This window comes from Turneriella parva DSM 21527 (assembly GCF_000266885.1).
Classification (GTDB): Bacteria; Spirochaetota; Leptospiria; order Turneriellales; family Turneriellaceae; genus Turneriella; species Turneriella parva.
The window spans coordinates 963,498-983,246 of sequence record NC_018020.1 but is presented as its reverse complement, the minus strand read 5'-3'; the positions used below and the strand labels follow the sequence as shown (position 1 = coordinate 983,246).

General features: G+C 53.7%; 15 protein-coding genes. 9 read left to right on the top strand and 6 right to left on the bottom strand.

Annotation, left to right across the window (positions count from 1 at the left end; genetic code table 11):
- Window positions 1-13 precede the first annotated feature (13 nt).
- Window positions 14-418, bottom strand: a complete 405-nt coding sequence (locus tag TURPA_RS04655; protein ID WP_014802132.1) for a hypothetical protein — start codon at window positions 416-418, stop codon at window positions 14-16.
- A gap of 63 nt (window positions 419-481) precedes the next feature.
- On the bottom strand, window positions 482-2,548 hold the full coding sequence (locus TURPA_RS21415) for a sensor histidine kinase (RefSeq protein WP_014802131.1): 2,067 nt from the start codon (window positions 2,546-2,548) through the stop codon (window positions 482-484).
- 89 nt (window positions 2,549-2,637) lie between these two features.
- Here TURPA_RS21415 and TURPA_RS04645 point away from each other — a divergent pair, with 89 nt between their 5' ends.
- Window positions 2,638-3,495 carry a pirin family protein gene (locus TURPA_RS04645; protein ID WP_014802130.1) on the top strand — a complete coding sequence of 286 codons (858 nt, stop codon included), beginning with the start codon at window positions 2,638-2,640 and terminating at the stop codon, window positions 3,493-3,495.
- Between the two features lie 23 nt (window positions 3,496-3,518).
- Here the strand turns inward: TURPA_RS04645 and TURPA_RS04640 are convergent, their stop codons facing one another.
- On the bottom strand, window positions 3,519-4,235 hold the full coding sequence (locus tag TURPA_RS04640; protein ID WP_014802129.1) for a hypothetical protein: 717 nt from the start codon (window positions 4,233-4,235) through the stop codon (window positions 3,519-3,521).
- 246 nt (window positions 4,236-4,481) lie between these two features.
- Here TURPA_RS04640 and TURPA_RS04635 point away from each other — a divergent pair, with 246 nt between their 5' ends.
- From TURPA_RS04635 to TURPA_RS04625, 3 genes are all read left to right on the top strand, one after another.
- Window positions 4,482-5,222 carry a hypothetical protein gene (locus TURPA_RS04635; protein ID WP_014802128.1) on the top strand — a complete coding sequence of 247 codons (741 nt, stop codon included), beginning with the start codon at window positions 4,482-4,484 and terminating at the stop codon, window positions 5,220-5,222.
- Window positions 5,223-5,369: 147 nt separating this feature from the next.
- Complete coding sequence (locus TURPA_RS04630; protein ID WP_014802127.1) at window positions 5,370-6,698, top strand: hypothetical protein; 1,329 nt, start codon at window positions 5,370-5,372, stop codon at window positions 6,696-6,698.
- A 9-nt stretch (window positions 6,699-6,707) separates the two neighbouring features.
- Entirely contained in the window at window positions 6,708-7,388 is a 681-nt protein-coding gene (locus tag TURPA_RS04625; protein WP_041948304.1) for a FecR family protein, read from the top strand.
- A gap of 8 nt (window positions 7,389-7,396) precedes the next feature.
- Here the strand turns inward: TURPA_RS04625 and TURPA_RS04620 are convergent, their stop codons facing one another.
- From TURPA_RS04620 to TURPA_RS04610, 3 genes are read right to left on the bottom strand one after another with little or no spacing between them, the layout of a single operon-like run.
- Window positions 7,397-7,951, bottom strand: coding sequence for a tetratricopeptide repeat protein (locus TURPA_RS04620; RefSeq protein WP_014802125.1), 555 nt, complete (start codon window positions 7,949-7,951; stop codon window positions 7,397-7,399).
- Window positions 7,948-10,437: an efflux RND transporter permease subunit gene (locus tag TURPA_RS04615; RefSeq protein WP_014802124.1), complete on the bottom strand. Its 2,490-nt coding sequence runs from the start codon at window positions 10,435-10,437 to the stop codon at window positions 7,948-7,950. Before TURPA_RS04615 ends, TURPA_RS04620 begins: the two co-directional genes overlap by 4 nt.
- Complete coding sequence (locus tag TURPA_RS04610) at window positions 10,430-12,115, bottom strand: motility associated factor glycosyltransferase family protein (RefSeq protein ID WP_014802123.1); 1,686 nt, start codon at window positions 12,113-12,115, stop codon at window positions 10,430-10,432. Before TURPA_RS04610 ends, TURPA_RS04615 begins: the two co-directional genes overlap by 8 nt.
- Before the next feature lie 38 nt (window positions 12,116-12,153).
- Between TURPA_RS04610 and TURPA_RS04605 the strand changes: the two genes are divergently transcribed.
- The 5 genes from TURPA_RS04605 (at window position 12,154) to TURPA_RS04585 (ending at window position 19,611) form a co-directional block, all read left to right on the top strand.
- The gene (locus TURPA_RS04605) at window positions 12,154-14,910 is read left to right on the top strand and encodes a chromosome segregation SMC family protein (protein WP_014802122.1); all 2,757 of its coding nucleotides are present in this window, start codon (window positions 12,154-12,156) and stop codon (window positions 14,908-14,910) included.
- 6 nt (window positions 14,911-14,916) lie between these two features.
- Entirely contained in the window at window positions 14,917-15,825 is a 909-nt protein-coding gene (locus tag TURPA_RS04600; protein WP_014802121.1) for a DMT family transporter, read from the top strand.
- 74 nt (window positions 15,826-15,899) lie between these two features.
- The gene (locus TURPA_RS04595; protein ID WP_014802120.1) at window positions 15,900-18,245 is read left to right on the top strand and encodes a beta strand repeat-containing protein; all 2,346 of its coding nucleotides are present in this window, start codon (window positions 15,900-15,902) and stop codon (window positions 18,243-18,245) included.
- A 93-nt stretch (window positions 18,246-18,338) separates the two neighbouring features.
- Window positions 18,339-18,884: a hypothetical protein gene (locus TURPA_RS04590; RefSeq protein ID WP_014802119.1), complete on the top strand. Its 546-nt coding sequence runs from the start codon at window positions 18,339-18,341 to the stop codon at window positions 18,882-18,884.
- Window positions 18,885-18,912: 28 nt separating this feature from the next.
- Entirely contained in the window at window positions 18,913-19,611 is a 699-nt protein-coding gene (locus TURPA_RS04585) for a class I SAM-dependent methyltransferase (protein WP_014802118.1), read from the top strand.
- Window positions 19,612-19,749: the final 138 nt, after the last annotated feature.

The window sequence follows — 19,749 nt, the reverse complement described above, 5'->3', positions numbered from 1 at the left end:
ATAAAATATGAAACTAGAACAACGTGTAAAGTAGGGCTTCGATTTCTTTGATGTCTTTGCTGCCTTCAGGCAAAATATACTCTTTGAAGTCGCCCTTACTCTCTTTTATGATCAGCGCTGTGCCGCGGTCACGGCTGCGGGCGAGACGCTTCTTCTTGATTGCCTCGTCCATGCGGGCAAGAACGGTATCGAATCGGTCTTTGCTTAACCGGCGTGTGGCGGGTTCACCGCCGTCATATTTGCGCGACTTCATGTCTTTTTTGACAGGGGCAAAATCGAGTACGTAGGTTGATCCGTCTTGCGTGAATTCGTACGAGTTGCCGTGGCCGTCGACGTATTGCAGTACAGGCAGGGGCTTGTCTTGCGCGGCCAACCCGCAGGTAAGCAGGGCCGAGGTAAGTGCAGCGATAAGTCTCATGTGGCCTCCATAGGGGTAGATCGCCCCCGGGCGGCAGGGCGTGTCAATTTTTGAGCGTTCAATCTAAGCCGCCGATACCTGCAGCGCCCGCGGAATACTGATACTAAAAGTCGCGCCGTTGCCCGGGCTTGAAGTCGCCCAGACCCTGCCACCATGTTTGTGTACAATACGCTGTACGATAGCAAGGCCTATGCCACTGCCTTCAAAATCGCTCGTTTTGTGCAACCTCTGAAAGGGCGAAAACAGTTTATCAGCCAGCGCCATGTCGTAACCGACTCCATTGTCTCTGACGTGATAGGTTGTTTCGCGCTCGTTCTGCTCAGAATAGATTTCGACATGGGGCCTCTCGCTGCGCGACGAATATTTAAGGGCATTGCTGATGAGGTTGTAAAAAACCTGGCGCAGCAGTTCTTTGTCTGCGGTCACGTGGTGCAGCTCTTGAACGTTGACCGATGCGGTTGTAAACGCACGGTGGCTGGCTTCGGCGACGACGTCGCCGACGAGTGCGCGCATGTCGACCTGCTCTGCCCTAATAGCCTGAGTGCCGAGCTTTGCGAGGTCGAGCAGATCTTGTATCAGTCTTTCCATGCGTTTGACCTGCGCGCGCATTGAAATCAGAATCTCGAGTGCCTGAGGGGTGAGTGAGCTACCGGCCATTTTTTCGAGCATGGCCGCATAACCCTCGAGGGTGTGCAGCGGCCCTTTCAGATCATGCGATACCGAATAGGAAAAAGCTTCGAGTTCGGTATTGATGTTTTTGAGTTGCGCGGTGCGCTCAGCCACCTTGATTTCAAGTTGTTCGTTCGCCTCGACCAGTTCTTCGCGTGCCTTATGCCTTTCGGTGATATCGATCGTAAGGATAAAAATGCCCTCTGGAATTGGCTGAATGCTCATTTCATACCAGCCGACCCGACCGTCTGCATGCTCGAACGGGGTTTCGAGATGCCTTGGCTCGCGCTGTTGCATCGTGTGCATCAGAGTAGAAAACAGATCGGTTTTTTCTACGCCGGGATACAGGTCGAGAAAGCGCTTGCCCAAGAGCTCGCTGACCGGTTTTTGTGCCTGTTTGCTGACGGCTTCGTTCACATAAAGATACACCCAGTTGCGGTCGATGATCTGAATGCCTTCGAGCATCGAATCGAGAATATGCTTCAATCTGCTTTCGGTTCGCAAGATAGCTGAGGCCTTTTCTTGCACCTTCGATTCCAGTTGTTTATTGAATAATTCAAGTTTTGCTTCTGATGCAAGCAGTAGCGCATGCTGTTTGTTGAGTACCCTTGCGTTCAGCCAGGCGAGCGAAAAGAGTACCACCATGATGAGTAAAATCAATACCGCGACGCCGAATTCAACGGGATATTCTTCACCCCAGCGGCCGCGCAGTCGCAGATAGCCAAACACAACGGGCACGACGAAGATCGCCGGTATCAGCAGCAGCGCTGATTTGCTGCCCGCGAGGCGCTTCGTGAAGACGCCGACGAAGCCACGCTCGGGCGTTGCATAAAGCACCGAAAGCGCCATAACGAAAAAGCACAGCGCTGTATGTATCGCCATCGGTGTATATTTCACCAGAGGTCCGTAGAATTCGGGCACCTGGTACAGATAGCCCAGAAGGCTCAGCACTGAAATTGCAAGCACTGCCGTGCCACCCACCTGCGCGGCATAGGCCGCGGCTCTGCTTTTTTTGTTCAGCAAAGCCATCGCGGGTGCGAGCAGTACGAAGCAGGTGGCCGTATTCGGCGCTACACGATTGGGTATGTTGTTGACGACTTCATCGGCAAGTTTGCTCGCGAACAGAATCTGGTCGACCTTGAATTCAAGACCCCAGAAGATCTCTGCCAGCCGCAACGCAGAGGGCACAACGATAACAAATGTCAAAAACAAAACCAGCGGCTGCACGAACCTCTTTTCTGGCGCGCGCAGCTGCAGAAGGTAGATGAATCCGCTCAGAATGAAGAAAACCGCCGTCAGCGGGTTCATCGAAACAAATTTGGCGATCGGCTGTTTCACAATGCGCCAGTCGAGCTGCCAGCTGATGAGCACTGCGATCGCGAGTGCAATCACGAGTATACTGTGCCATTTGCCGGCCTCGACCAGCTGTGCTTCCAGACGCCTGTTTCTGTGGTCGGTCATATCGGTAGATGAATGTCCCACTGAACCAGAGGTGACATTCAGCAAAGAAGAAAAATGGATGCTGACCGAACCTCTGCTTAGATTGAGCCATGGCCCGAATCATTAGCGGAAAATTCAAAGATCTTGGCGACGGTTTTCAGGTGCTGCGCATTCTACCGCACATCGACGCGCGTACGGTAGGGCCTTTTGTATTTGTCGATCATTTCGGGCCTGCGACAATCAAGACAGGCGACGAACTGACGGTGAGGCCGCACCCGCATATTGGGCTTTCGACGATAACCTATCTCTACAGCGGCGTCATTCGCCACCGCGACAGCCTTGGCACCGAGCTACCCATTCGCCCCGGCGAAGTCAACTGGATGACGGCGGGCCGGGGCATTGTGCACAGCGAACACTCGCTTATCGAAGACGGCCACAACCAGATTGAAGGTATTCAGACATGGGTGTCGCTGCCGGTCGAACATGAAGAAACCGAGCCGGCTTTTGACCACTACGGGGCAGACGTGATACCGGTGCTTGCCGGTGCAGGTTACGAAATCCGGCTGATCGCTGGTTCGCTCATGGGCAAGATCTCGCCCGTAAAAACACACTCGCCGCTTTTTTATGCCGATGTGCGCGCGCGCGAGGCGGCAACGATCGATCTGCAGCTACCTGCAGGGCAAGAAGGTGCGCTCTATGTTTCGCAAGGTTCGTTCACAGTCGACGGCCTTGAAGCAAAAGTGGGATCTATGATTGTCTTCGGTTCGGCCTCTGAGATTCGTCTTGAATCCCCCTCTGCTGCGCGCGGGGTTTTGCTCGGCGGCAAGAAACATGCCGAAGCGCGCCATCTCTGGTGGAACTTTGTCTCGAGTTCTAAAGAGCGAATCGAAAAGGCAAAAGCCGACTGGAAGGCGAATGCCATGGGCATCGTACCGCACGAAACTGATCGAATACCTTTGCCTGAATAACGGGTTCGTTTTTCAGGGACCCTCTATCCCTTGTACTCACCCGCCACGGCACGGTCGGTGATGCCGAGAAACTTTTCAATTTCGGCTTCGAGGTAGAGCGCCTCTTCGGGCGCGTCGAGGTTGGCTATCAGTTTGCGTTCGCGGCCGTTCTTGAGCAGCACGCTCACCGCATAACGGTACCAGGCAGTGCCTTTGTTGGTCTGCACGGTCTCTTTGCAGAATATCTGGTCGATCTCATGCGTGGCGATGGTGCCCGAATAAAGCCATGGCAGCGGAAAATGCCGCAGCCTCAGGCTGCCGCGGTCGACTGTGATCGTTGTGGTGTTGATAAACCCCGCGATGGTGTAATACGTCAGGCCCAGACCGACGGCGACGTGTAGCAGCGGAAACACCAAAAAAATGACAGAGAATGCAGAAGGGGTGCCGTCGCCGCTACCGAGTGAGAGTGAATACCACAAGACCAAGAAGCTATCCCACACGACGCAGAAGACTGCGAGAAAAATAAATACCGGCCGGAACCAGCGGTTTGAAAACACCAACGCACCGCCCTCTTGGCTCATTTTCCAACGGGCGGGAATCGGAATCACCCCCCTCGCCGCACGAGGTTTGTCTGGCGCTGCGGCGTCACCCGGGTTAAACGTAAACACAGCGCCACAAGCGCCGCACTTGGCGATCATCTGCTGAATATTGATGCCATCGGCGGCAATGGGCTTATGGCAGCGTCTGCATTGAAGATCCATGGAGCTGACTTTCAGAGTTGGTTTGGTCGGTCAATGTTTACGCAGGCATCTGGAATAAAATGGGAGAAATTAAACCACGGAGGGCGCAGAGGTGCCCGGAGGTTTGTTGACAGGGTGCTCGGGCAATGGCAGGTGCGTGCTGCAGCGAGTTATGTATCCCAATCTGCCCCAGATTTTTATCTGAGACCGTTATACACATAGGCTTATGCCTTTACGTCGCATCGGCAGGTGGCGAAGTCTGATGACATGATCGCCAAGTTTCGCTGCCCACGAAAAATCGCTGCATTTGCAGGTTTGATACTTTCGCTCGGAGCCGGTATCTCTGTAATGCGCGCCACCGAACCTAAACCGACGATCGTCGAACTCATCAACAAACTGAAGCCCGATTCGTTGCGCAGCCAGAACGGCAAATGGCTGCAGACCTGGGTTGAAGACCCGGGGTTTGACGACGATGGCATCGCTAAAGTCGATATCTCCAACGGTTATGCCGCTTTTGTGGATACGGGTACTGGTGCAGGTTCTGTGCGTCATGAATTTGCGATTTATTTTCCTGAAGGCAAAGGGGCCATTCTCGCGCATTACTATGAAAACGATATGGATACCTATCGCAGCGAACTAAAATTCTACCAGCTGAATCACGGTAGACTCGAACCAATAGCGGGGCTCTTGCCCCAGGTTCACTGCCGAGATCTGGCTTCACCGGCTACGCTGAAGCGCTTCTATCAGTTACCGCAACTTGCGAGCGCGGGCGACGCAGGAATTTTGCCGACGTACCAGTTGCCCAGAAAAGGCACGGCGATCAGCGCCTATTGTGACACTACCAAGAACAGATTCGGCGTCGAAGCAGCGCTCAGCCTGAACGAAAAGTTGAACCATGATGAAAAGGCAGCGATTGGCAACACCCTGGATTTTCCGACCTGGGTAGAGTTCACCTGGAACAAGAAGCAAGGTGTTTTCGCGACAGGCAAGAAGCATCGGCGCAAATAAACCGTAAGGTTCGGCAATGTACTTGTCTGTGGTGTCCGAAATAAATCTCAGCAAACAAACTTGACGCTCTGCTTTGGCGCGATACCTTGAGCTATGAAAAGTTTTTCTCGTGTTCTTCTGTTACTCTAGAGCGCGATACCGGCGACGGTGTTTGCCGAACCGCCGGCAACAGCGACCGACCCGACGGTGTGTGCCGCTGGCTCATCTGATAATTGTTACCTCTCAGATATTAACGGCGTTAACCAGCCGCTCGATACTCAGACCCGTGGGTTGGGCGTACCGAACCGTCTCATTGAATCTGATATGAACATGTTCATGAACCCCGGCCAGCTGATGAACTATGGCACTGCCTATCTCGAAGGCTGGCTCGGCGCTAACCTTGTCTGGGGTGGTGCGACCGTGCCTCTGCCAGCGAACCAAAAGCTGGCAGTCTTCGTACGACGACCGCTCAACGCCAACAGCGCGCTCGGGTCAACTCAGGCGTTGTTCGATAAATTTCCGCAGGCGGGCGGTCTTACGAGCGGCGTCACCGGGTACGCCGGTGATTTCACCGGGGCACAGCTTGGCATTCTTAACAAAACGAACAAAGGTTTCGGCAATCTCGACCTCATGTATGGTATGGCGATGGGCGACCTGAATCTCGGTCTGCGGGTCAGCTACGCAAACATGCGTAACGGCGTCGATACGGCGGTCGCTGCGACCGGCACCGTCGCAAAATACATGATGAGTGCGCACAATATTGGTGTCGGCCTCGGTGTGCAGTGGAAAAACCTCGGGCCGGGTTATCTCGACCTGTCGCTTTCGAGCGACCTGCCGCTTATGAATATCGAATACAACACGACAACCACGACGGGCAGTGAAAATACAACCGTCAAAAGTTCGGCGGCCCCATCGATCGGTTTTCTTGGACGGTATGTTATGCCAGTGGGTCAAGACCGCCTGATCATTGCAGCTAATTTCGACCAGTATAAGATGCCCTATGAAATTCGCGGCGCCAACCTTGCCGCGACGGCGATCTCGCATGGCGCTTCTGCATCCGCATTGAACATCGCGCTAGACGCAGCTTACCACCAGATGTTTCAAGAGGGCAAGCTCAAGGTAATTTATTCAGCCGGTGTAGGCACTGCATCCGTCACATATACATCGGTGAATAACGTGACGCAGAGTAACCTGTCGTTCGAGAAAGACCATTTCTACATACCCGTTGGGGTTGCGGTTGAGCACAAGACTTTTGAAACCTTCAAAACGCGTATGGGTGTACGCAAGAATGTTTTCTCAAACAAGACCAGCACCGATAAGACCGCGACACAGACCATCACGACCGACCGTGCATTCTTCGGCGAAGACGAACTGATCGTCGCGATGGGCTTAGGCTGGACGCCCGCCGATAAGGTGAACATTGATTTTGCGATGAACGCCAATGCCTTTAAGCTCGACACGTTTTTCAGCGCTGTGTCGGCACGTTATCACTACTAGAGAGGTAATATGAAAATGCACGCGAACCTGAAACAAGTTTTTGCTGCCATCTTGCTGTTGGCGACAGGCACACTTTGTGCGGTTGAAGGGCGCGTGACATATCTCTCGGGCAATGCGGAAATTAAGAGTTCAGGTAAAACCACCGGGTTGAAATTGGGCACAGTGCTCAGAGAAGGCGACACGGTCGTCACCAAAGCCAAGGCCAAAGTTGGTGTGCAAATGTCTGATGGGGCATCGTTTTTCATGAACCAGAATACCTCGCTCGAAATTCGCCCCGGTTCGCAATATTACCAGACCGACGGTGCAATCAGTATGCTGTTCAGAAAGTCGGGCCGCGATGCTTCGGGTAAATGGGCGATCAAGACCCCGGTCGTGACTGCCGGCGTGCGGGGTACTGGCTTTACCGTCGAAGCGAGCAAGTCGCAGACCCGACTTGTTCTTTTTACCGGCAAGGTTATTATGACTGATTTTGTGCGCGAGACGGGTTTGCAGAGTGACCCGAACCTGATGATGCAAGACTTTTTGAATGATATTGAACTCAATGCCGGCACGGCCTTGCGCTACGATGGCAGCGATGTCAAAAAAGAGAAGATCGATCTCAAGGGCGAGCCGATGAAATCGCTGCACGACGAACACCAGCAGCATGAAAAATCAGACAGCTGGAAAAAAGCCAACCAAGACCTGAAATAGCGGCGCGATTAGAATTCGCTTTCTTTGCTCGCGCCAACGACGCGCAGGTAGCGGTCAAACGACCGCATCGACTCTTCGTTCAGGCCTTTCAGTTCATAAATAACTCCCAGATTGTACCAGGCAGAAGCCATACGGTTGTCGCGCGCCAAGACACTCCGAAAATGTACCTGGGCGCGGTCGAGATCGCCGAGCAGCATCGCGGCGAGCCCCATGTACTGCTCACCGTCAAGAGCAAGATAGAGTTGTTTTCCCGTGCGCTTGAAATCGCGAGTGGCTTTTTCGAGACGCACGTAGGCCGTGCGGGTATATGCGCGCGCCAGTTTCAGATCATTGGTCTTCACCGATAACAGATGTTTGCCGCAAAGAAACCAGGCATAGGCACTGATGTGGTGGTTTTCGAGCAGGCGGTCGCATTCGCTGACGAGGGTAGCGTTATCTGCAGATGCGGCCGCGGCTTCGATTTTGGCAATGGCCTCTTTTTCAGGCTTCAGCTCGTAGCTTTGGCCGCGCAGCGAAAAGGTCAGAATAAATCCGGTAACAGCCCAAACCGCCGAGCGCTTCAAATCTCAGCCTCAAGCTTTTGAAAGAATCGCGCCAGAGCGGGAAAAAGCAGCCGGTACGCGTAAAAAATACACAGCATGCCCACAAAGGTCACGAAGCCAAACGAGGCGAGCCCGACGTGGCTTGAGATCGTCAGCGACAAAAACCCCATAGCCGTGGTGAAATTCGAAATGAATATCGAGCCGCCGGTACTGGTCATGATGTGGTTCACCTGAGAAAGACCCAGTTCACGCGCGTGTGAATAGAGATAAATACCGTTGTCGATGCCGACACCCAAAAGAATCGGTATCGCGAGCAGATTGATGTAGTTAAATTCGAACAGCCAAACGTTCGCAATCTGGTGGCTCACCCCGACGAGCGCAAAGAGCCCCAAAAGGCCGGCGATCAGCGGCGCGAGAATCAGCGTCACACCCGCAACGCGGCGCGTCATCGACAGCACGATGATCGCTATGACAATTGCAATGAGTAATATTTCACGCAACAGATCGCTCATCACTGTCTGCAGAATATCGTCGAGCACGTAGAGGTCTGAAATACCGCGGTACCGCTTTTCAGGCGGGCAGCTCTTTGCATCGGTAATCGGAGCGCTGCACGCTTCGCGGTAGTTAGCTGCAAAATCGAGAACACCGCGCCGCATCGCGCTCGTGTCGCGCGTGAAAATATACAAGAAGTAATTTCCCTTCACAATCAGGTGCTGCTTAAACGCCTCGGGAATATCACTTACTGTCGGTGGCGGGGCTGAGGTCATCGCCAGACCCACGCGAATCTTGCGCAAATTCTCAGTGTCGAGCTTCAGCAAACTGTAGACTTCTGCCTGCCGCAGCTGCTGGTGAATAGCGCTCAAGATCTTTTGTTTCGCAGCTGTATTTGCCGGTATCAGGTCGCGTATGCTGTGAAACTCACCGCTGCCGGCGCGCTGCCGCAGATTCTCTTCTGTCGCCGCGAGTTCGGCCAGGCTGTCGAACTGGTAAATCACCATGTGGCGACGGTTCTCCATAATCGTGAACTGCGCATCTTCTGAGGTGAGTGCAGTCTTGCGCGCCGTTCTGTCGACCTGATCGAGTTCAAAGAAGTCATATTCAAAGGGCGGATTCACCACCGTCACGATGCCGATGACCGAGATCATGGCAATGAGCGTCACGTGCCAGCCGCGTATCTTGCGGGTCTTTTCAAGCATATGCGATGGTTCGGTCGTGCCCTGAGAGAATTTCTCTGTCAGAAAAACCAAAGCCGGAAAATACAAGATGAACGCGATAAAGAAGAACACAATGCCCGAGAAGGCGATCTTGCCAAATTCAGCAAAGGCGATAAAACGCGAAAAGCTCAACGTCAGAAACACCGCGGCGGTGCTGATCATGCCGAAGCTGAGCCCGCGAAACAGGTTGCGCATTGTTATTTCGAGAGCCTGGGTCATGCCGCGCTGTTTAAGCCTTTCACTTTTGTATCGGGCGAACAGGTGAATGCCGTAATCGACGCCGAGTCCGAGCAGAATTGCGGTCAAAAAAGAGCTGATGATACTGATCTGGCCCATGAAGTACCAGGCGGTAAAGTAGGTGTAGCCAAGCGCCGCGATCACCGGCAGTCCGATCACGAGAATGACCCGCATCGAACGAAAGAAGATGATGAGCGAAGCTGCCAGAATCAGCAGAGTAATCGTCGTCGACTGGTTGATATCTTCTGCGAGCTGTTTTTGTTTGGCGACATCGTCGGCGTACCTGCCGCTGAAATGCAGTTTCAGCGCATGTTCTTGGGCGTAAGGTGTGAGACTGTCTTTAAGCGTCGAAATGAGCGACTGTGAAAATTGAATATTGTCGGGCGCGGTCTTGAGCGACAGTAGAATCGAAATCCGCTTTTTTTCGGCGTCAATGAATGCGTTGCCGCTCAGATATTTCTTGCGGTATTTGTTGAGAATGTCACCGACATAAAAGCGCGACGGGGCCGCCTGTTCCAGATCTTCGAAGTATGGGTTCTCACTGCGCTTTGCCTGGTCGATCGTCGCCTTGAGACGGGCATAAACCTTCTCGAGGTCTTCGATCTCTGCATAATACAAAGAATATCGTTGCAAAAAGCCGCCGGGCACTTCATAGATCACGCGGCTGGTGTTGGTCTTAAGAAAATCGTTGGCGGCCACTGTTGCCTCGAGCTGTCGCGCAGCCGAAAGCAAAGTTTCTTCGTCGAGTCTGGCCTCAGATGAAAATGAAACGACGAGAACACCCTTGATGTCAGAGCGTTCGCGTAACGCCTGCAGCCGCTGCAGCGACTCGGTTTCTTTGGGCAAAAGATTCAGCAGGTTTGTGTCGATGCGAATGCGGCGGCCATAACGGTAGCCGATGAACGAAGTGACGATGAGCAGCGCGAGCACGAGCCACGCATACCGTCTGATATGAAAAAGCCAGAACGGCCAGAAACGGTCGGCGGCGGCGCTGATGATTTTCGCCAGTGCGCCCTTTGGCGTCTTCTCTGGTGTTGGCTGCAGGTATTCAGGCATTGGCCCCCAGCTTCGTCGCAAGTTTGCGCAAGAAGTTTTTCTGCCGTGTGCGTTGTTTCGTGAGCAGCGCGGGGCGGCTTTCGGGCGTACGTGTCGCTTTGATGGAGAACTTTCGGCCTACATAGCGCATGAAAGAAAGTGATTCAGCAGGCAGCTCGTGCCGGCGCGCTGACGCGATGCGCTTGCTGATCTCGCCGAGTTTTTCCGTGTCGACAGACAGAAGTGCTGAGTTCAAATAAGCTTTCAGCAAAACCTGCAGATCACCCGCCGGGGATGCCTCAATTTCTGAAAGCCGCTCGGCCCCGGGAATCTGCAGACCGTCACCCGTAGCATTGGCAACCTTGTTGTCGATGCGCTGCATTGCTGTCACGAACCAGTCGCGGTAAAGCGAGAGTATATAGTCAGTCACGATGGGCCTGCCGGTCAGCGAAACTTCGCGCTTGGTGTGGCGCCGGCGTAGCACCCGCTCGTTAATATTCTCAAGCGGCTGCAGGCGATTGGTCGTGCGCGCGAGCCATTCGTCGGTATGGTGCGTGCCCGGGGTGTGTATCTCGCGGTTCGTGTAAGCGAGATCTTGTCCAAGAAAAATGATGCGGTCGAACTGCATGAGGCGCAGAAGATCAAAGATCGAAGTTGCAACCGAGCCGCCCGACTGCAGGTCGCCAGGTATCAGCTCGCCGGCACCCGCAAAGATTCGCTGCTCTTCGAGGTAGTCGCACCCGGGGCTGACGACGCGGCGGTCATCGATGTATTGCGCGGTGAATGAAATTGCCATTTCGCCCCGCCAGTCGCGCGCCACCACAGGGTTCGAGACCGCATCGCAGACGAGCAGAGGAAAGTTACCCGGCTTGCCGCGCGGCAACAGGCCAAAATGTTTCGTCGTGTGCGCCTGGCTATCGAGCGAAAACACCAAATGAGGATTTATACCCGAACGCACGAGCACACGGTATGCCGAATCGGCGCACGCGATGAAATATTTATCTTTCACTGCCTTCAGATTCTCAATGGTCGACCGCAGCGACGGCCCGGTTGAAACCAGAATAGCTTCAGAACCTTTGCCGAGCCCAAAGAGTGCAGAGACGGGCCTTGCAGAAGAAAGCAGCGGCAACTTGCTGAGGGCGTTAAATACCCAGCGCTCTTCGAACTCCAACCTTGTAAAAAGATCAGAAAAGCGCGATGCCAGCTTTTGTTTAAAGTCGGCGATTGCCTGGGCGTAAAAAGAGCTATTCAGTTCGACGCTGCCGCGGTTTTCGAATGCCCTGTAGCCGATGAAGTTTTCGACGTCGAGCCGCTCAACGAGCTCGGCGATGACCGTGGCGTTTTCGGGAACAATGACTGCCACATCGGCGAAGATGTCGGGGCGGGCTTTTTTGAGTGCAAGGTACAGTTCGGTATCGGCCTCGAAGGCGATGATTAATCCCCCCTGGCCGTCCCGGGTGTTCAGCTGTTCGACCAGCATTTCGAGCATCGGCAGATGGCCGACCCCGGCGACGAGGGCCAGCATACCCGGTTTTAGCCTGAAGGTGCCGATGTGGCGTTCGGCTTCGCGCACGGGGTCGCGGGGGCTGACGAGCGAATGGCCTTTTAGCTTTTCGGTGTCGGCGAAAATAGAAAACCGGCCATCTTCATAGCCGAAACGGTAGGTGGCGAATTTTCCCGTAACTTGGCCGAGGGCCATAAGGTGATGAGAGAACTGAGCACACGGCTTCAAGCATAATGCTACTCAAAGAACTCGAAATACTCGGCTTTAAGTCGTTCGCCGACAAGATCAAGGTGTCGTTCAGCACTTCGGTCAGCGCCGTTGTCGGCCCGAACGGCTGCGGCAAGTCGAATATTCTCGATAGTCTCAAATGGGTGCTGGGCGAGAAATCGGTCAAGACCATGCGCGGCGAAAAGATGGAAGACGTCATCTTCGCTGGCACGAGCACCCGTAAACCAGCAAACTTCGCGCAGGTTTCTCTCACATTCGACAATCGTCTTCGCTTACTAAAAATCGACACCGACGACGTCAAAGTCGGCCGCCGGCTTTACCGCGACGGCCAGAGCCAGTATTTCATCAACGATAGCCGTGTGGCGCTCAAAGAGATCGAAGACCTGTTTCGCGACACGGGCATTGGCAAGTCGTCTTATTCGTTCATGGAACAGGGCCGCATGGACCAGATTCTGTCGAGCAAGCCCGAAGACCGCCGCCTCATATTCGAAGAGGCTGCCGGCGTTTCGCGCTTTAAGGCGCAGCGCGAAGAAGCTGAGAAGAACCTCGAGAACACGCAGCTCAACCTCACCCGCATTCAAGATATTCAGCGCGAGCTCGAACGCGAGCTCAAGATTAAAGAAGCGCAGGCGAAAAAGACCGCCGAGTATAATTCGCTCATGGCGAAATATAAAGACCATGACCTCAAGATTCGCTACCTGATGGTGCGCGATTCAAATGACAAGCTCGAAGACCTGAAAGAAAAGCTCAGCCGCCGTCATGGCGAGAAAGAAAAGATTCAGCAGAAGCTGATTCAGATGCAAGAGCGCCTGGCCGCGCTTGACGAAGACGAACGCACGCTTAAAGAAGAATTGCACAAGAAAGACACGTCGAGCCAGATGGCGAATCTGCAGATTGCGCAGCTCGGCCAGAAGATCGAAGAAAAAGAAACGCAGAAGGCCTCATTCTCGTCACAGCTCGCCGGCCTCAAAGAGCGCATCGGCAAGTTCGAAAAGCGTATCAAAGAACTCAAGGCCGAGGCCGCCGAACAGAACCAGTTCACGTTGAAGCTCGATCTGAAGGTGTCAGACATACAGAAAGAGATTGCGCGCCTGCAAAAACGCATCGACGAATGCGCAGAAGAATCGGCCGCTGCCGACGCCGACTTGCTGCGCCTTGAGGCTGAAAAGGCAGAGGCAACCAAGAAACTCAACGAGGTTCATGCCCGCCAAGAAGAAACGATTCGCGAGCTGCTCGACTCACTCAAAGCCGAAAAAAGCCGTTGGGAAAAAACCGCCAAAAACCGCGAGCAGGCATTTACTGAGATAGAGCTCTATTGCAACGAGACATCCGCATCGCTTGAAGCGATTCTCGCTGCGCCAGACGACCACCTACCGCAGATGCGCAAAGATCTGCAACGCGTCAAAGACAGCCGCATCTTCGAAAAGATCAGCGAGAAGGCACACCTGCTTGCCGAGATGAGCCGTGGTCTCTATGAGATCTTGTTCGAGAAGGGCGGAGTGCACTCACGCAAAGAAGAGCTCGACGAAGAGATTACCGCACTCGAGAAGCAGATTGACCTGACGACCAAAGAAAGCGCGAGGCTGACTGCCCGCAAGCTGCAACTCGCCGACGAAACATCTGCCAATAAACAAGAGCGTGAAAAGCTGCTCGGTGATATCAAATCACTGAATGTCGAGATCACGAGCGTTAAAGAGAAAGAAAAGAACCTCGCAGGCCAGATCGCCAACGAAGAGAGCAATATGGGCTTTGTGCGGGCTCAGTTTACCGAAATTGACCGCTCCGTTGTGCAGCTTGCACAAGAACAGAAAAACCTCACGCGCGAAGTTGAGAAACTCAAGAGCAGCATCGAGAAAGAGACGCAGCGCATTGCCGGCATCGAGCGCGATATTCAAAAGGCTGAAGAGAAGCGCCGCGAACTTGTGCAGACGATGAAGAACGAAAGCGGCAAAACCGATGAAGTCTTTACGGCGATCAACGAGCTCGAGGGCAAAATCGGCGCACTCGGCGGCTCGCGCGATATTCTGCTGCAGAATATCTACAACGATTATACATTAACCTGGCAAGAGCTCTCTGCACAGTTTACCTCGGGCAAGATGCAACTTGCCGATGAAAAAGAGAAGTTGACCGAACTGCAGCGCGGCATTTCTGCCCTGGGGCAGATTAACCAGCTTGCCATCGAAGAGCACCGGCATATAAAAGAGATGTACGACCACCAGCAGACGCAGGTCGACGATATTCTCAGGGCGCAAGAAGACATCAAAAAGGTGATGGCAGAGATTCAGGCTAAATCTGAAACGCTGTTTCGCGAATCTTTCGAGCAGATCAACCATAACTTCGCCGAAATATTCGGAAAACTCTTCAACGGTGGCCAGGCGAAGCTCGACCTGCTTGAACCCGACCGTCCGCTGGCGAGTGGTATTGAAATTGAAGCCACGCCGCCGGGTAAAAAGACCAAGTCGATGAGGCTGATGTCAGGTGGCGAGAAGGCAATGACTGCAATTGCGCTCATGTTCGCCATCTACATGGTGCGCTCTTCGCCGTTCTGCGTGCTCGACGAAATAGATGCACCGCTCGACGAGCAGAACGTCGGGCGTTTTCTCACGCTGCTCGATGAGTTCGCGCGAAACACGCAGTTCATTCTCATCACGCACAATAAGAAGACCATGGGCAAGGCGCAGGTTCTTTACGGCGTCACTATGAACGAACCCGGCGTCAGCACACTGCTCAGCGTCGAACTCAGCAAAGCCGTTGTCGGCTAGGGCAAAGTGCGAAAGGCACTTTACCGACCCGAGACGATGCTGGTGCTCTGCACAGTCATCTGGGGTGGCACTTTTCCCGCGGTCAAAGTTGCGCTCTCTTTCACGACACCCTGGATCATCGTTGCGTTTCGCTTCGCCGTTGCCGGTATCATTTTTGCGGTACTCTATCGCCGCGCGGCATTTCGTGTGGCGCCGGTCATTTGGCTGCGCGGCGCCATTCTCGGCTTCTTCTTTTTCATCGGTTTCACCCTGCAATCGATGGGGCTTGAATACACGACAACGTCGCGCTCCGCGTTTATCACTGAATTGCTCGTGCTGTTTACGCCGATTCTTTATTTTATTCTCTACCGGCGCCTGCCTTCGCGCTACACGCTGGCTGGCGCAGTGCTCGTGCTCGCAGGGCTCTATTACCTGACTTCGCCTGAAGGCTTCATGGACTGGAACTATGGCGACTGGCTCACCCTCGCGTGTGCTGCAGCCTTCAGCGCCTACATTATCGGCGTTGGTGCGTGGAGTAACGCCGAAACGCGCAGGCCGCTCGCGACTTTGCAAAGCCTTACCGTCGCTTTTCTGGCTTTACCCATGGCTTTCGGCAAGGGCGTCTATGTGCCCCCCGCGCTCGACCTGTGGCTAGCGCTCTTGTACCTGACTCTGCCGGGAACGGTGTTTGTGATCATGCTGCAGATGCGCTTTCAACCGCTCACGACACCCTCGCGTGCGGGGGTTATATTTGCGCTCGAACCGGTATTTGCGACAGCATACGCTTTCTTGCTTGCACTCGAGCCTTTCAGTAATCGCGGTGTCTTCGGTGCAGTTATCGTTACCGCAGGCGTGGTCTGGTCTGAGGCAGGGCATTTGTTCTTCTTAAGCGCACCGCACTCTAGTCAAAGTCAGAAAGAATTACCCCCTGATTAGGGGGGGTGCTTCAGATTCATATCGGTTGACGCGGTCAACTTCACAGCTTCGGTTTCAGCCGTAGAAATCGTACTATGGCCCGCAACGCATTTTATCGAACGATCTTCTTTTTGATCGCCGCACTGCTTTTCGCCTGCAAAGATTATTCTACGAGCGACATTCTCAATCTCAAATTTCCCAGCGGCGGCACGAAGGGTCTCAGGATCACCGCGCCGTCGCCGATTACCGTGGGGCAACCATTCACAGTGACGATAACGGCGACCAATACTGTGCGACCTGAAGGTATACAGCAAGAATACCAGAACCCGGTAAACCTCACGCTGCAGGTTGGCGGCGGTACACTCTCGAGTGTCACGGGCGGCGGATGGTTTTTGGGCACGCAGAATTTTACCGTGGTGTACAATAATCCGTCGTTGAGCCTTAACTCGACAGAAGTGATTCTGTTGAGGGTGACAGATTCAACCGATGCCTCATTCACCACTGTCAGCAATAACATCACTGCAAGCTCGCAGGTGGTGTTCAATCAATTCAAACTTGTTGCGCCTGGTACTGCGTTCAAAGGCCAGCCGTTTGATCTGACGATAACCGCGACCAATTCAGATAATACCACCAACACGGCGTACAATGGCACGGTCAACCTGAGTACATACCTCGTCGCTGGAACAATCACTCCTTCTTCGGTTACAGGTTTTGTCAACGGGGTTGCTACCGTTTCGGTCACGCTTTCCGATTCTTACACGAGCCTGCAGCTGAGAGCCGTAGACTCGGTCACGGCGACTCTGAGCGGACTGTCGAATACGTTTCAGGTCTACTTTGATAGCGTAGCGCTCGCGGCATTTGCCCAGTCCGCGGCGGCAATCCGCGTGACGTGGAACTATCCCACAGGTACAACGCAGGCACTGGTGTACCGCGATTCTGGCAGCGGGTTTCAGCTTCTGAGTACCATCTACCTGCCGACGGCAAACTATACGGATACCGCCGGACTAATCGCCGGCCAAACTTACAGCTACCGGGTCATCGTGCAGGACAATCTGGGCACCTTGCAGTACCAGGCGACGACGACTGCTGTACCCAGCGGCTGTACGACCTCAGTCGCGGGAACAGTGACTTCAGAAACGTGGACACCAGCCCAGAGCCCTTACTGTGTCACGGGAAATGTCTCGATTACAGGTGCCCTGACGATCTCGGCGGGTACGGTTGTCCTGGTAAACCCGACATTCTCGATAACGGTGGCGAGCGGTGGTGCTTTAACCGCGCAAGGCACTCAGAGCGCGCAGGTCGTCTTCACCTCAGCCAACGCCTCACCCACGCCGGGCAATTGGGGCGGAATTATTTTTGCCACAGGGGCCGTCGGCAGTACGATAACTTCAGACAATTACAGTAGCGGTAGTCTGCTGCAATATGTGATCGTTGAATACGCTGGTCCCGGCATTACGACGGCTGAGTCGCTCTATCTCGACAATTGCACCATTCAGAACAATCGCACGACAACCACAAATGGCGCAGGCATCTCGGCGAATCAAGCTGCTGGCAAGCAGATCGTCCTGAGAAATACGCTCATCCTCAATAACACCGTGGCCACGACTCTCTACGGTGGTGGCTTGTACGCCACACAGCGGGCAGCAATTTACTCTGCTAAGTTCTTTAACAACTCTGTAACGCACGTGGCCAATTTTCTTCGAGGTGGTGCAGCCTATCTTGCCGGCGACGCCAATATCATCACCTCGTCCCAGTTCATCAACAACTCATTGAGTTCGGCACAGAGCAATCATCAGGGTGGCGCACTCTACATTGTGGGCGATTTTAATGTGATGACCGGTAATACCTTTCAGGGTAATTTTATTTCTCTGACAAATACCGCTCACGGAGCTGCAGCCTACCTGCTATCCAATAACAACAATGTCATCAATAACATATTTTCAGGCAATACGGCGACAGCCGTGACAGCCGGCTCATTCGGCGGAGCGCTGGTAATCAACGGCTTCGGTAACACGCTGACGCGCAATACCTTTTCTGGCAATACCAGCACTGGCAACCTGAGTAATGGGGGAGCGCTCACGTTCGGGAACAACAATACAGTGACATACAATCTGTTCACGACAAACGCAGCTGTCAGAGGTGGTGCCATATTCGCAACCGGCACTACAGCGACTGTCAACCATAACCAGTTCGTCTCTAACACGGCCACGAACGGAAACAACGTATTTTATGCAGCCGCAGGTACTTTAAACTTCACAAACAACCACTGGGTTGGAGCCGTTTCGGGCCAAACGGCAATGGGCATCTGTGATGGCAGCAACACTGGCGGCAGCTGCGGAACCAGCAGCGGCACAATCGATGCTTCCAGTGCCCGCGCGACCGCATGGCCACTATGTAAAACCTCACCCTCAGACCCCGATTGCGTCGGGGCGAATTTCTGACAGCCGCCAGACCTCGACGAGCTCGGAAATGCTTAACCAGTGTAATCGCTGCTTTTCTGTTGACTCACTGCCCATAAGGTTTGCGAATGCTTCATGTCGAAGTCTATCATAACCGGTTTAATGTTCGCAACTGTATTTTCGCTGCAAGTATTCGCGCAGACCGCATCCGCTCAGCCGCAATCTGAAGGTGAGAATCCGTACAAACGTCGGCCACACGTTGTTGGCATTCAGGCCTCGAGTATTGGCGGGCTGGGAGTCACATACAAATATGCGTTTGGTGAGTTGGTGCACGCCCGCCTGACAGGCATGGCGTTTCCTTCGAAGTCACAGTATTCAACCGAGACTTTCTATAATATCGGCACAGATGTGCATTTTAATATCTTTCAGGTCGTTACCGGGCCGAACACATACATGCGTAGCTACATTGCCCCCGCGATTTCATATTGGGGTTACAGCTATAGCCAAAGCAGATTCAATACCCAGTATATTCATGCGGGCGTGAACCTGGGTTTCGAGCTCGTGCTCGCCTCGAGGTTTAGCGTGCATGGCGAGCTCGGCATGGGCTACTATGAATACGGTTACAATTACGGCTACACTACAGGCATCTCTGGTGGTTTGGGTATAGGATTGTTATTTTAAGAAGATTATTTTTTAGCTACGCCAAAACATGAAGGCCGACAATCCCATTATTGACCATTTCTCAAACACCGCAAAAGCATATGACGAGCGCAACCAACAGCTTTCAGCCATTTCAGAGAACATGCATTTTCTCATTCGACTGGTGCTCAAAGACGCACCGCTACGCGCGCGCGTGCTCTGTGTCGGAGTCGGTACCGGCGCCGAAATTCTGTCTTTAGCTGAGACGTTTCCCGAATGGACATTCGTGGGCGTCGACCCTGCGCAGGGAATGCTCGATGTCTGCCGCGAAAGACTTGCGGCAGCTGGTGTCTCTGGCCGCTGCGAACTCGTGCACGGTTACGTTCACGGGCTACCGCTGCGCGAGGACTTTGACATCGCCCTAAGCGTTCTGGTCGCGCATTTCGTGAAGCGCGGCGAAAGGCTCGACTTCTATAAGGCGATGTCTGATCGCCTGAAGCCCAACGGCATGTTGATCAACACTGAAATCAGCTTCGACCTCGATTCGCCAGAGTTTACGCCGATGCTCAAGAACTGGCAGGCGGTGCAGGCGCTCATGGGCGCCACACCTCAATCAATCGCCAACCTTTCGGTGCAACTGCGCGAAATGCTGACAGTCTTGCCGCCTGCAGAGACAGAGAGTATTCTGAGGGCCAGCGGTATTCGGCTACCAGTGCGGTTTTTTCAAGCGTTCATGATTTGTGCGTGGTATGGGGTGAAGGGAGTCTAGCGAGCTGCCCGTACACGCAGCGCACCCGCTACAAAATTTAAATTGACGCTCGTCGCTTATTTCTGCCGCATATATCATGCTCCAGCGATTCAGATTTGCTTCTGTTACGGCATTCATACTTTTCACGGCTTCTCTCCA